The 13,136-nt window shown below is 45.0% G+C and carries 13 protein-coding genes and 1 riboswitch; of the genes, 3 read left to right on the top strand and 10 right to left on the bottom strand.

Translation table 11 applies throughout. From position 1 onward, the window contains the following. Positions 1-75 precede the first annotated feature (75 nt). From QSV55_RS09975 to QSV55_RS09985, 3 genes are all read right to left on the bottom strand, one after another. Positions 76-1,551 (bottom strand): degradosome RNA helicase CshA, encoded by a 1,476-nt coding sequence (locus tag QSV55_RS09975; protein ID WP_133452074.1) that lies wholly within the window; start codon positions 1,549-1,551, stop codon positions 76-78. A gap of 166 nt (positions 1,552-1,717) precedes the next feature. Then, complete coding sequence (locus QSV55_RS09980) at positions 1,718-3,055, bottom strand: UDP-N-acetylmuramoyl-tripeptide--D-alanyl-D-alanine ligase (RefSeq protein WP_289651074.1); 1,338 nt, start codon at positions 3,053-3,055, stop codon at positions 1,718-1,720. A gap of 5 nt (positions 3,056-3,060) precedes the next feature. Continuing rightward, positions 3,061-4,131, bottom strand: coding sequence for a D-alanine--D-alanine ligase (locus QSV55_RS09985; RefSeq protein ID WP_289650074.1), 1,071 nt, complete (start codon positions 4,129-4,131; stop codon positions 3,061-3,063). A 153-nt stretch (positions 4,132-4,284) separates the two neighbouring features. Between QSV55_RS09985 and rodA the strand changes: the two genes are divergently transcribed. Then, positions 4,285-5,439, top strand: a complete 1,155-nt coding sequence (gene rodA, locus QSV55_RS09990; RefSeq protein WP_289650075.1) for a rod shape-determining protein RodA — start codon at positions 4,285-4,287, stop codon at positions 5,437-5,439. A 12-nt stretch (positions 5,440-5,451) separates the two neighbouring features. Here the strand turns inward: rodA and QSV55_RS09995 are convergent, their stop codons facing one another. Then, positions 5,452-5,586, bottom strand: coding sequence for an Lmo0850 family protein (locus QSV55_RS09995; RefSeq protein WP_229713250.1), 135 nt, complete (start codon positions 5,584-5,586; stop codon positions 5,452-5,454). Between the two features lie 169 nt (positions 5,587-5,755). On the opposite strand from QSV55_RS09995, the gene cls reads away from it, so the two are divergent. Beyond that, positions 5,756-7,231: a cardiolipin synthase gene (gene cls, locus QSV55_RS10000; protein WP_289650076.1), complete on the top strand. Its 1,476-nt coding sequence runs from the start codon at positions 5,756-5,758 to the stop codon at positions 7,229-7,231. A 155-nt stretch (positions 7,232-7,386) separates the two neighbouring features. After that, positions 7,387-8,004 (top strand): HD domain-containing protein, encoded by a 618-nt coding sequence (locus QSV55_RS10005; protein ID WP_289650077.1) that lies wholly within the window; start codon positions 7,387-7,389, stop codon positions 8,002-8,004. A 137-nt stretch (positions 8,005-8,141) separates the two neighbouring features. On the opposite strand, the gene yidC is transcribed toward QSV55_RS10005, so the two are convergent. From yidC to QSV55_RS10035, 6 genes are all read right to left on the bottom strand, one after another. Further along, complete coding sequence (gene yidC / locus QSV55_RS10010) at positions 8,142-8,993, bottom strand: membrane protein insertase YidC (RefSeq protein WP_289650078.1); 852 nt, start codon at positions 8,991-8,993, stop codon at positions 8,142-8,144. Positions 8,994-9,078: 85 nt separating this feature from the next. Next, positions 9,079-9,711 carry a thiamine phosphate synthase gene (gene thiE, locus QSV55_RS10015; RefSeq protein ID WP_243721483.1) on the bottom strand — a complete coding sequence of 211 codons (633 nt, stop codon included), beginning with the start codon at positions 9,709-9,711 and terminating at the stop codon, positions 9,079-9,081. Further along, on the bottom strand, positions 9,712-10,497 hold the full coding sequence (gene thiM, locus QSV55_RS10020) for a hydroxyethylthiazole kinase (RefSeq protein ID WP_289650079.1): 786 nt from the start codon (positions 10,495-10,497) through the stop codon (positions 9,712-9,714). It lies immediately after the preceding gene. Continuing rightward, positions 10,478-11,287, bottom strand: a complete 810-nt coding sequence (gene thiD, locus QSV55_RS10025; RefSeq protein ID WP_289650080.1) for a bifunctional hydroxymethylpyrimidine kinase/phosphomethylpyrimidine kinase — start codon at positions 11,285-11,287, stop codon at positions 10,478-10,480. The genes thiM and thiD overlap by 20 nt, the downstream gene beginning before the upstream one ends. Next, on the bottom strand, positions 11,280-11,948 hold the full coding sequence (gene tenA, locus QSV55_RS10030; RefSeq protein ID WP_289651075.1) for a thiaminase II: 669 nt from the start codon (positions 11,946-11,948) through the stop codon (positions 11,280-11,282). The genes thiD and tenA overlap by 8 nt, the downstream gene beginning before the upstream one ends. 48 nt (positions 11,949-11,996) lie before the next feature. Continuing rightward, positions 11,997-12,092, bottom strand: a riboswitch (TPP riboswitch). A gap of 82 nt (positions 12,093-12,174) precedes the next feature. Continuing rightward, entirely contained in the window at positions 12,175-13,014 is an 840-nt protein-coding gene (locus QSV55_RS10035; protein ID WP_289650081.1) for a LysM peptidoglycan-binding domain-containing protein, read from the bottom strand. Positions 13,015-13,136 lie beyond the last annotated feature (122 nt).

The following is a 13,136-nucleotide window of genomic DNA, read 5'->3' on the forward strand; positions in this document are numbered from 1 at the left end:
ACAATCAATTATACCAAAAATAGGATATAGATGATGCCAAAAAAAGAGCCGCACTTGTCAGTGCAGCTCTTCTTATTATTTCTTGTGGTCAGCAAATGTACGTCCTTTGAAATTCTTGGATTTACCTGCGGCCGGTTTACGACGACGGTTATCTTTAGAATCGCGGCTTTTGAAGTTACGGTTGCCACCGTTACCACCCCGACGGCCATATGATGATTTACCACCTTTACGGCCAAGCGGTTTTTCAAATGTCAGCTGAACATCCACATCGTTATTAGATTGGATCAGCTCCTGCAGTAATGATGTCACTAACTTCACATCACCGTATTCTTCAATCAGACCTTGCGCGATTGTTTCAATACGTTCTTCTGACGGTTTAGCTACCCATTCCGCTACTTTTTTCTTAACTTCGCTCTCACGTGATTTCATCACTTCACCTGGTGTAGGTGGACGCAGTGCTTTCATCGTACGGTTTTTCTCTTTTTCGATCTGACGGATATAATCCATTTCAATCGGGTTGACGAATGAGATCGCCATACCATGTTTACCTGCACGGCCTGTACGTCCGATACGGTGTGTATAACTTTCGACGTCCTGAGGAATATCAAAGTTATAGACGTGTGAAACGCCTGAAATATCTAATCCACGTGCTGCAACGTCTGTTGCGACAAGGATATCGATGGAATCGTTCTTGAATTTCTTCAGAACTTCAAGACGTTTGGCCTGCGTGATATCACCATGCAGACCTTCTGCACGGTAACCTTTAGAAATAAGCGCGCTTGTCAGCTCATCTACACGGCGTTTTGTACGGCCGAAGACGATTGCAAGTTCCGGGCTGTGGACATCAAGGAAGTTCGTAAATGTATCAAACTTCTCTAGTTCTTTGACGATTGTGTAGAATTCGTCGATATCCGGATTAGAGTCAACGTTTGTCATCGTTTTAACTACGACCGGGTCATTCATGAACTTCTGAACAAGTTCCTGGATGGCTCTAGGCATCGTCGCTGAGAATAACAACGTCTGACGATTCTCTTTCGGCAATTTATCCATGATAAAACGCATATCATCGATGAAGCCCATGTTCATCATTTCATCCGCTTCATCGAGGATCAATGTCGTTATCTGATCTGTCTTCAGTGTACGACGATTTAAGTGATCAATCACGCGGCCGGGTGTTCCGACTACGATTTGAGGCTTTCTTTTCAGTTCGCGAATCTGACGGTCGATAGGCATACCACCGAAAATAGTGACAACCTGAACACCTTGTCCGCGGCCGAATGCTTTCAGCTGGTCTGCCACTTGGACAGCCAGCTCACGAGTAGGGGCGAGAATTAAACTCTGAATCCCTTCGTGATGCTTTACTTTCTCAATTAAAGGTATACCGAATGCACCTGTCTTACCTGTGCCGGTCTGCGCTTGTCCTAGTACATCTCTGCCAGCCAAAGTGTATGGAATACTTTCAGTCTGGATCGCTGTAGGTTCTGTAAAACCTAACTTCTCTAGCGATTGGATTGTAGGTTCGCTAATACCTAAGTCTCTAAATTTTTGCAAAATTATTTCTCCTTTTTCTGTTCGCTTGCTCTACGTGTGAATTTTCACTCTGCTCTCGCGTTAACTTCTCTATACTAACATCTAACTAAGTGAATAGCAAACGCATTTACCTGAAAATGAAAGGAAAAGAAAGGAAACTGTCTGTATTCAGACAATCTCCTTTCCGTTAAGCCAGTGCTTCTATAATTGTTTCAAGCTTCATACCACGACTCGCTTTGAAGAGTACTCTCGTCTCTGCATTCAATCGTGATTGCAGAAATTCTGTCACTTCTTCTTTCGTCCTGAAATAATGGGCCGGCACATATTTTTCTGCTTCTTCATAAATGTAGCGCGCTTCTTCCCCTGTCGCAACAAGCGTCATATCTTTTCCTGCAAAGTAACGGCCTACTTCCCGGTGATAATGTTCTGAGTCCGGACCGAGCTCCAGCACATCGCTGAGGACGATATACTTGCTGCCATCCATGGCATCCATTGTATCTATGGCCGCCTTCATGCTGGTCGGACTTGCATTATAAGCATCGTTAATCAAAGTGCTCCCTGCCGGTCCCGCTAATTTTTCCATACGCATACCGGTCATTTCAAGATGCGCGAGATTGCGGTTGATCTCTGCATCGCTTAACTTCATATAACGGCCGATGGTGACCGCAATCGCTGCATTTCTGACATTATGAAGGCCGAGCATCGGCAGTTCAAAGATTGATTCTGAGCTGCCTACCTTAAAGGAAATCACCTCATCCTGCTGCTGGATATCACGCAGCTGCAGATCATTATCAGCCTTGAAGCCGATAGACTGTTTTTCACCCTGGAATGTCTCAGCAAGCGGCTGCAGCAGTTCTTCGTCGCCATCATAGATGAAAAGTCCTGTCAGGCCTTCTGTAATCTCGAACTTAGCCTTCGCAATGCCTGCCCGGGAACCCAGATCACGCATATGACTTTCACCGATATTCGTGATAGCTGCAATATCAGGTTCGGCCAGCTGGGATAACAAAGCAATCTCTCTGAAGCCGGACATCCCCATCTCAAGGATGGACACTTCTGTGTCATCATCCAGCTGACAGATAGTCAGCGGCAGGCCGATTTCATTGTTATAGTTACCGATTGTCTTCTTCACCTTGAACTTAGACGAGAGCACACTCGCTACCATATCTTTAGTGGTCGTCTTGCCGTTTGAACCTGTAATACCGATCACAGTGGGCCGGACTTCTTTCAGATAGGACTGGCTGAGCTTCTGCAAGGCAATCAGACAGTCATCCACCTTGATCAATGGGACATCCGGCGCATCTGCTACATCGTTCTGCCAGAAACTGACGGCTGCACCGCTTTCTATCGCCTGAGCGACATAGCGGTGACCATCTGTATTCTCGCCTTTAAAAGGGACAAAAAGAACGGCATCATCAATGAACCTTGAATCTATAGAAACGCCTTCCACTTTGATGTCTGCATATCTTTCGTCTATCGTTCCGCCGCACATGGCCGCAATTTGTTGTGCTGTTCTTTTAATCATCGTCATCAGTCCATCTTATATTTGATTTTCTTTTTCTCTGTATAACGTTCTTTCGCGAGTTCAATCAGTCGTGTGATCAGTTCGCTGTAAGAGACATTCATGTTCTCCCAGAGCAGCGGATACATACTGAACTTAGTGAAACCTGGCATTGCGTTTGTTTCATTGATATAGATGGTCTCATCTTCTGTGACGAAGAAGTCAGCGCGCACCAGTCCTGAACAGTCGGTTGCTTTAAATGCTTCGACAGCCATATTACGGAGTGTTTCAGCTGTTTCCTCGGAAATATCTGCCGGGATCGCCAGTTTGACTTTGCCGTCCTTATACTTCGCCTTGTAGTCATAGAATGCGACGTCCTTAACCACTTCACCAGGTAACGTCGTCTCAGGATGATCGTTACCGAGAACAGCTACCTCTATCTCACGAGCGTTGATGCCTTGTTCAACAACCAGTTTACGGTCGAACTGCAGTGCTTCCTCTATACCTTTAATGAGTTCTTCGCGGTCATTACACTTGGAGATGCCGACAGATGACCCTAAATTGGCCGGCTTGACGAAAACAGGGTATTCCAGCTTATTATCAACCAGTTCCAGAATATTCGTCCGGTATTTCTCATATTCACTTCTCAAGAAGCTGACGTAAGGAAGTTGTGGTAATCCTCTATTCGCGAATAACTGCTTCATGACCAGCTTGTCCATTGAGCTTGATGCCGCTAAAACACCGTTACCGACATAGGGTAAATCCAGCACTTCGAATAACCCCTGAATCGTGCCGTCCTCACCGTTCGGACCATGCAGCAGCGGAAAGAGGGCGTCATAAGGATGGCCTGTTGTCGACTGACTCAGCATCTCTGTCAGGGAAACAGAGCCTGAAGGTGCAAGTCGTAAAACTTCTGCATCATCAATTTTCTCTGTAATAGCAGGGCCTTTGACCCACTCTCCCTCATTCGTGATGTAGATCGTATCCACTGCATATTTCTCTTTATCCATCGCATTGATGACGGATTGGGCCGTTAAAATGGAGATATCATGTTCTGCACTTTTACCACCATAAATAATACAAATATTCTCTTTTGTCATATTACGCCTCCATACAAATTGTTAGTGCTATCTTATCACGATATGAAACCATAGAACAAATCGCGATTGAAATTTCAAACATATTTCATTCTTTTTCTAACTTAAGTTATAATGGTTATTATTAATTCGCAGTAAGGAGAAGTGCTTACCTCTATGAAACAATGGCTAGAAAAGATTGACTGGTGGTTACTGGTACTGCTTATCGCTTTTGCAGCAGTCAGTATTACAGTGATCACATCTGCAATGGCCGGTCAGCAGTATGCAACCAACTTCGCAGAACGTCAGTTCCTATATTATATACTCGGTTTTATCATCGCGCTTTCTCTGATGTTTCTCTCGCCTAAGAAACTGCGCCAGTTTGTCTGGCCGATCTATTTAGTCGGCAACCTGGCTCTAGCAGGTCTTTTCATATTACCGGACTCCTCTTTCACGCCGATCATCAATGGTGCAAAGAGCTGGTATAGACTAGGACCGATCAGTCTGCAGCCGTCAGAATTTATGAAGGTCATCCTGATGTTGGTGCTGGCCAATGTCATTTACCGTCATAACCGCTTCACCTTCAATAAGACGATCCAGACAGATTTCAATCTCATCCTGAAAGTGGCAGCGGTCGCACTGGTACCGATGATCTTGATTTTGCTGCAGAATGACCTCGGGACGACCCTTGTGTTACTCGCCATCATTCTAGGTATGATCATCGTCTCAGGTATCAGCTGGCAGATCCTCGTTCCATTCCTGCTGACAATCGGTGCAGCCGGGGCTACACTGATTCTCAGCATTCTCTATAAGCCCGTTCTGATCGAAAAAGGGCTAGGTATTCAGACTTATCAGCTGGGCCGTATCAATTCATGGCTCAATCCTGAAGCCTACAGTGAAGGGGATGGTTTCCACTTGATTGAATCCATGAAAGCGATCGGTTCCGGCGGGTTGTTCGGCAAAGGATTTAAGCACGGCGAGGTCTATATACCGGAAAACCATACCGATTTCATCTATTCGGTCATCGGCGAAGAATTCGGCTTTATCGGTTCAGTCCTTGTGCTGATTCTGTTTCTAGCTCTCTTCATCCATCTGATTCGCCTGGCACAGTATGCTGATCATCCGTTCAGCTCTCTCTTTCTGACAGGACTGATCAGCATGCTCATGTTTCATGTCTTCCAGAACGTCGGAATGACGATACAGCTCGTGCCCATCACAGGGATTCCCTTACCTCTCATCAGCTACGGCGGGAGTGCGCTATGGACAGTGATGAGCGGCATCGGGATTGCACTGAGTATCTTTTACCATAAGCAAAAAACCTCTGATTCCTAGGAATCAGAGGTTTTATTTTAATTTAACTGGGGCAACATGCGGTAATGTACGGATGACATCCAGTCGCGATTTTGTTCGAGTGATGTTGACGCCGAGAGTCGATAAAAGCGTAACGACATTTTTCATTTTATCCTGCTTATTCGTCATAGAGTTCTCTCCTGTCAATTGATTAACTTCATTCTAACTGAAACATTCCCTTTTTACCATAGGACTAAAGACTTATTTGTGTAAATTTTTTGAAAATATTATAGCTGTGAAGTAAAGCTTCAGAAAGGATTATAGTATAATAGGATTACTTAAAGGAGGGGCCAGTCATTTGAATCATTTAATCATCAATGAGCTATCGAATATATATGCACTTGCTATTTTTCTCGGCTTTATCATCAATATCTTCCTGGCCTTCGTCATTATTTTTCTGGAGCGGCGGACTGCGAGCTCTACATGGGCATGGCTTTTCGTTCTGTTCTTCTTACCGCTTCTCGGCTTTCTGCTCTATCTGTTTTTCGGCCGGAAAATCAGCCGGGAACAGCTCTTTTACTTTGATGAACGTGATAAAGCGGAGCTGGAGACCGTCATCAATGAACAGATTTACGCCCTGGACAACAACCTGCTCGTTTCACCGTCCAAAGAAGTCGTCAAACATAAAGATATGATTCGTATGCTGCTGATCAATCAGCCTGCCTTTCTGACGACCGATAACCGCGTCAGTGTGCTGACTGACGGTCACGACAAATTCGAGAATCTCATCGCTGATATCCTTGCAGCGAAAGAACATATCCATATCCAGTATTATATTTTCAAACGGGATGGCATCGGCCAGCGGATTATCGATGCACTTGAAGTGAAGCTGCGGGAAGGTGTGGAAGTGCGTATGCTTTACGATGACATGGGTTCGAGAACGCTCACCTTATCCAAATTCAAGGAATTTAAGGCGTTGGGCGGGCAGGTGGAAGCCTTCTTCCCTTCCTTCTTCCCTCTTATCAACTTCAGACTCAATAACCGCAACCACCGCAAGATTGTCGTGATAGATGGCCGTATCGGTTATATCGGCGGCTTTAATGTCGGGGACGAGTACCTTGGTCTGGACGATAAATTCGGGTACTGGCGGGACACACACCTCCGCATCGAAGGGGATGCAGTTAACGCGCTGCAGCTCCGCTTTATCCTGGACTGGAACTCCCAGGCGACCCGGAACTTTCTGCGCTATGAACCCCAGTATTTTCCGGATGTCAAAAGCGGCGGCGATGTCGGGATTCAGATTGCGTCAAGCGGCCCGGAAGAAGAACTTCATCAGATTAAATACGGCTACATCAAGATGATTTCAAGCGCCAAGGATTCCATTTATATCCAGAGTCCTTACTTCATTCCGGATGCCGCCTTTCTGGATGCCTTGAAAATAGCCATACTCTCCGGTGTTAAAGTGTATCTCATGATTCCTAATAAACCGGATCACCCCTTTGTCTACTGGGGGACAACCACTTTCGCAAGCGAACTCCTGAAAGTCGGCGGTAAAGTCTTTCTCTATGAAGAAGGCTTCATCCACACAAAGATGATCGTCATCGATGACGAAGTGGCGAGTGTCGGTACCGCCAACATGGATGTCCGAAGTTTTGAACTGAACTTTGAAGTCAACGCCTTCATCTATGACGCCGGTGTCGCTTGTGAACTGCGTCATGCCTTTGAAGAAGACGTCAAACTCTCCAGTGAAATGACCATGGAACTCTACGAACAACGTGCATTATGGATCAAGGTTAAAGAAGCGTTAGCGAGACTTATTGCGCCTATTCTTTAGGACAGGGAGCAGCACAACGTTAAGCAGAAACAGACTATGTGCAGCCAGTGTACCGTAGCTCCACATTTTTTCTTTTTTAGTCAATCCAGACATGTCTTCACCTCTTCTCATGGTTGTTACACTTTACCCATAAATAATATCAAAGGAGCATACTGATGATAAAAGAAACTGAACAATACGTGAAAGATTTTCATATGGGGGATTCATCCGGACATGATTATGCTCATATCGAACGCGTGAGAAAGATGGCACTCGCTATCGGCCGGGAAGAACAGGCTGACCTGCTGATTGTAGAAATGGCGGCCCTCTTACATGATACCGTTGACGATAAACTGACGGACGCTGTCACCGCCTGGACAAGGCTCGAGAACTTCTTCGATCAGATCGAGCTTAGCCCTGCCAAACGGGATGCGATCAAGCATATCCTGAAATATATGAGCTTTAAAGGCGGTGCGAATGCCGGCAAGCTTGAAACGCTGGAAGGCAAAGTCGTGCAGGATGCTGACCGTCTCGATGCCATCGGTGCAATCGGCATCGCCCGGACATTCATGTATGCCGGCAAGTTCGGCGATATCATGTATGATCCCCTGATTCCTCCGCGAGACCTGGAAGAGGCCGACTACCGTGAAAAAACACATGCCATCAATCATTTTTACGAGAAACTCTTCAAATTAAAGGACTTGATGAACACTGAATCAGGCCGAAAGATGGCGGTAGAAAGACACGAATTTATGGAGACATTTATCACTCAATTCAAAAAAGAATGGCAATAACAAAGAGCTGACTTTGACAGTCAGCTTATTTTATTAGATTTCTTCATCTTAAATTTAATCAAAAAGACTGCAATCACAGTCTCCAGAGGAGGCTGTAACTGCAGTCGGATTAACCGTCATTTTAACGGTGATTGCAACTATCTTTTTTTCTTTTTTGCTTTAACTTGTGTATTTCGTGCTCTTTTTTCCTGGTTCTCTTCATGCGCTTCGATAAGCGGCTTCATTTCTTCATGGACTTTCTGTTTGTAGAACTTATTTCCTAACCATGTCTGCAGAACAAGGAATGCCCCGCCGACTGCCCAGTATAATGGCAGTGCTGCTGGTGAGATATAAGACATCCAGATGATCATAATAGGCGAAATGAACATCATCATACGCATCTGTGCTTTCTGTTCATCAGGTATATTCTGCATAGAGACAAAAGCCTGCGCTGCATACACGATACCTGCGATGATCGTCATTAAAATATCCGGTTGTGTTAGTTTAAACCATAAGAAGTCCGGATATTGTGTGATGCCGCCCCCTGATGGATACTTCAGGACATAGAAAAGACCTGTAACAATCGGCAGCTGGATCAACAGCGGCAGACAGCCCATGTTGAGGGGATTGATATTATTCTCTTTGTATAGGGCCATCATTTCCTGATTGGCAGCCATTTTCTCTTCTTGTGTACGTGCATGTTTTGATTTTTCCTGGATTGCCTTTAATTGCGGCTGAATCAGATTCATTTTCTCTTTCATCACGCTCTGATTTTTGTACGTTCTCATCATGAATGGGAACAACGCCAGACGCACAATTAACGTGATCGCGATAATCGCAAGCCCATAGTTATGACCCATATTAGCACCCAGCCAGTGGATCAGCAGATCCAGTGGATGCACGAATGTATCATAAAAGAAACCGGTCCGATTAGACTCCTTGGAATAATCACAGCCCGCTAAAAATATAATAATACCGAACAATAATGGCATCAAAGCCTTTTTCTTCATTTCTTCACCTCATAGTATTCTTCACATAGAGGTTATTTTAACACATTTTATGTGCTGATTAAACATTTATCACTACAGAACTCCGTTATTTGTAATAATCCAGATAATTCTTCACATCTTGTTCAATGTTTGAACTGGCAGCGATGGAAGAAATGGTTGAGATACCGTCTGCACCTGCCTTTAATATCATCTCGCAGTTACGATTCGTGATACCGCCAATCGCGACAATCGGAATCTGTTCGTCATAAAGCCGCATCTTACGAATCAGTTCGATACCGCCAGGACGTTTGGCATCACTTTTTGAACTCGTTTCATACACGGGTCCTACACCAATATAATCCACATGTGTTAAATCAGACTGATCATATTCCTCAAAGTTGCTGACAGACAGGCCGATAATCTTGTCAGGGAACTTTTCAATGATATCTGCAATCTTGTCATCATCCTGACCTAAATGTATCCCGTCTGCATCGACATCCAGGGCGAGCTGCCAGTCATCATTTACAATGAAAGGGACGCCGTATTCTGTACAGAGCGCTTTCAATTTGAACGCCATCTGTTTTTTGTCTTCGCCCGTCAGTGCACCTTGCCCTTTTTCTCTGAACTGGAAGAGCGTAATGCCTGCTTTCAAGGCTTCCTCCAGCACCTTTTCAATATCTCGGGTATTGTTGGTCCCGCAGATAAAATACAGTTGTAACATCTCACGCTTAAATTCCAATTACCTCACTTCTTCCACTCGCATATTCTTCGCTACGTCATTTTCGTCTGTGCTGTTCAACATATCCAGCAGGTTAATCTGAAAATGCCCCGGCAAAGTGCCATTATCAAGTGATTCCGCCTTTTCAGCTGCAATATTGTAATAAGAGACAGCTTCGACTAAATCATCTAATGTCGGTTCAACCTCATTATATATAAAAGCGCTGACAATTGCCCCTAATAAACATCCGCCGCCTGTGACTTTAGTCAGCATTGCCGTGCCGTTTGACAGCTGCTTCGTCTTGCCTTGAACATAGATAGCGTCATGTTCGCCTGTCACAATGATAGCTGTCTTCAGCTGTTCGCCTGCTGCCTTGGCTATGGCGACTGTATCAAGCGATAAGTCACTATCTGTCCCTTTCATCGTCGTCTCTTCAATGAGCCCTTTTATTTCTGAGGCATTGCCGCGGATGACACTGATCTTATATTGCTCGATGAGTTTCAGACAGAAATTTTTTCTGAATGCTGTCGCACTGCAGGCCACAGGATCCAGGACGACCGGCACACCCCATTTATTCGCTGCTTCGGCCGCTTTTTCCATAGAGGGGATACTCTCTTTAGTAAGCGAGCCGATATTGATCAGGACCGCACCGGCATGTTTGATGAAGTCTTCCAGTTCTTCGACTTCTGTCGCCATAGCGGGGCTCGCACCGAGTGCCAGCAGACCGTTAGCCGTGAAATTTTTGACGACATCGTTGGTCAGGCAGATGATAAGGGGTTGGTCTTGTCTAATTTGATTGATTTTCATGTTCTTCCTCCTGATAGCTGAAATGGTTGACAGGGCCGTTGCCATGACCGAGTCCCGGCGTGTTCAGAATCGCACTCGTGATATAGGCTTTCGCAGTTCGGACACTGTCTTCTATAGAGCGGCCTTTCGCAAGTTCTGCTGTAATCACTGCGCTGAAAGTGCACCCCGTGCCGTGTGTATGATGAGTGGCTATCCTTCTGGCGGGCAGTTCAATGACACCGTTCCTCGTAAAGAGGTAATCAATGGCATCCCCTTCCATATGACCGCCTTTTACAATGACAGCCTGACTGCCGATCTCATTCAGAAAAATGGAGCCGGCACGGTCGATATCACTTCTCGATTCCACTTTCATGTTCAGAATACGTTCGAGTTCCGGTAAGTTCGGTGTCGCTACTGTCGCTAAATCGAGCAGCTTATAGCGCACCGCGTTCTTGCCTGCATCATTCAGCAGATCGTCGCCGCTTTTTGCGACCATGACCGGGTCGATGACATAGGGAATCTGATGCTTTTCAATATAAGGTCTCACAACATCCATGACCTCACTTGACGCAAGCATACCGGTCTTGACTGCATCCGGTACAATATCACTGTAGATACTCTCAAGCTGAGCTTCCAGCACATGCACCGGTTGATCGAAGACCTGCTGTACGCCCCGCGTATTCTGTGCGACAATGCTTGTAATGGCGCTCATGCCGTATACGCCTCTTGACTGAAAGACTTTGACATCAACAATCGTACCGGCACCACCAGTCGGATCTGTGCCTGCAATAGATAAAGCGGTTTTAAACATCCCATGTCTCCTGATGATAGGACATCGCGAAAAATCTACGTTCATGAACGCAGCTCTCGAGGAAATTGCGTCTTAAAATGGCTTTATTCTGTTCTGTCGTCGTTTCAGCAAAACGATTGACCCAGCGGTTTAAATGACCCATCAATTCATCCATATTCACCGCGTAGAAATCTACCCAGTCTTTTAGAGGATTGCCTGTTAAATCGTGATTTTCTTTTATTTTTAAAGCTAACTGCTGATACACATAAGGACAAGGCGCCATGGCACAGATAGTGAAGCTTGCATCATCATATTTGAAGGCATTGTAATACATATGCTTGATATAGTGGTCACTCGCCGGATACCATTCGCCGCCTGCAATAATCGATGTATAGTCCTCCCCTACATAATCTGCCATCGTATAATGGGCAGTCACTTCACCATTGACAACAAAGTCAATCTGCTCAAGCAGAAAACGTATATCTGCCTGGTCATCCAGTTTGGCAATTAACAGGCTGTAGATTTTGGCAAACTCATTTAGATAGAGATGATCCGCCTTTAAATAATGGCGGATTGCATCCTTTGAGATATCTCCCCTGATAATGCCTTGTATAAAAGCATCATGGTAAATCGCATTAATAATGGGTTCCGCTTCTCGTTGCAATTCATCAGTAAACATTATGATTCCTCCTTCAGCATACAAAAAAGACCTATTTCCGCAGAAAAAGGCCTTCAAATACGACCGCTTTCCTACGCTAGCATTATCTAGATCAGGTAAAGGGTTTGACATCGTCATCTCAGCCATCAGGCACCCCTAGCAGTAAATAGGTATTTTGTTATCTTAAGCATATAGAACCCGGAGATTGAATGCAAATAAAAAAAGACTATCCTCAGATAGTCTTGGCAGATTAATAAGCTGTACTCCAGTGCTGTGCACCATATTGTGTATAAAGGATACGAGCACGTTTCCATTGTTCTTCAACAGAAGCATCGGCCGGATTACCTGTACCGCCAACAGCTGCCCAAGTTGAAGGCGAGAACTGGAATAAACCATAGTAACCAGCAGGGTTGACCGCGCGTGGGTTACCGCCTGATTCACGTTGCATGATTAATTTCAAGTGAGCATCTACGCTGGAATTTGTCGCGTATGAAGCAGCTGAAGTTTGAGTTGTTGCTGCTTTAGGCGCCTGTTGTGCTGGTGCCTGGTATGTTTTCACCGGTGCCGGTTGTGCTGGCGCCTGGTATGTTTTCACCGGTGCCGGTTGTGCGGGTGCCTGGTATGTTTTCACCGGTGCCGGTTGTGCGGGTGCCTGGTATGTTTTCACCGGCGCCTGTTGTGCTGGCGCCTGATAGGTTTTCACTGGTGCCTGTTGTGCACTGACTTTTAAAGTTTTACCTGCGATAATCAAATCAGAGGCTAAGTTATTCCAAGCTTTAAGGTCTGCCACTGTTACATTGAACTGAGCAGCAATTTTGCCTAAAGTATCGCCTGCAACGATATGATAGAGTGTTGTGTCGTGAGGAGCAGCTTTAACCGTTTTTTCGTTAATTTTTAAGACTTGTTTAGGTAAGATCAGATTGGAAGTTAAATTGTTTTCAGCCTTAATATTTGCAACTGATGTACCATATTGCTGGGAAATCGCCCAGAGAGTATCTCCAGATTTAACTGTATACTCTGCTGCATTTGCTGTTGCTGCGAACGAACCTGCTACTGCTACCACAGTCGATGCTGCTAATACTTTTTTCATCACTTTGTTCCTCCTAGGAATGAGCTTTTTCATTAATAAGAATATATCAGAATAAAATATTTCATAGGTTACAGGTATATAAAAGATAAAAGCGTAATATTACGCTAATATTACAAAATATC

The sequence above is a fragment of the Macrococcus bovicus genome (assembly GCF_030376725.1).
GTDB lineage: Bacteria > Bacillota > Bacilli > Staphylococcales > Staphylococcaceae > Macrococcus > Macrococcus bovicus.

Coding starts and splice junctions, on each gene's coding strand:
- QSV55_RS09985 (WP_289650074.1), bottom strand. CDS start 4,131: ATGACAAAAGAGAATATTTGTATTATTTATGGTGGTAAAAGTGCAGAA.
- thiM (WP_289650079.1), bottom strand. CDS start 10,497: ATGAAAATCAATCAAATTAGACAAGACCAACCCCTTATCATCTGCCTG.
- QSV55_RS09980 (WP_289651074.1), bottom strand. CDS start 3,055: ATGATTAAAAGAACAGCACAACAAATTGCGGCCATGTGCGGCGGAACG.
- QSV55_RS10035 (WP_289650081.1), bottom strand. CDS start 13,014: ATGAAAAAAGTATTAGCAGCATCGACTGTGGTAGCAGTAGCAGGTTCG.
- yidC (WP_289650078.1), bottom strand. CDS start 8,993: ATGAAGAAAAAGGCTTTGATGCCATTATTGTTCGGTATTATTATATTT.
- thiD (WP_289650080.1), bottom strand. CDS start 11,287: ATGTTTAAAACCGCTTTATCTATTGCAGGCACAGATCCGACTGGTGGT.
- rodA (WP_289650075.1), top strand. CDS start 4,285: ATGAAACAATGGCTAGAAAAGATTGACTGGTGGTTACTGGTACTGCTT.
- QSV55_RS10005 (WP_289650077.1), top strand. CDS start 7,387: ATGATAAAAGAAACTGAACAATACGTGAAAGATTTTCATATGGGGGAT.
- QSV55_RS09995 (WP_229713250.1), bottom strand. CDS start 5,586: ATGACGAATAAGCAGGATAAAATGAAAAATGTCGTTACGCTTTTATCG.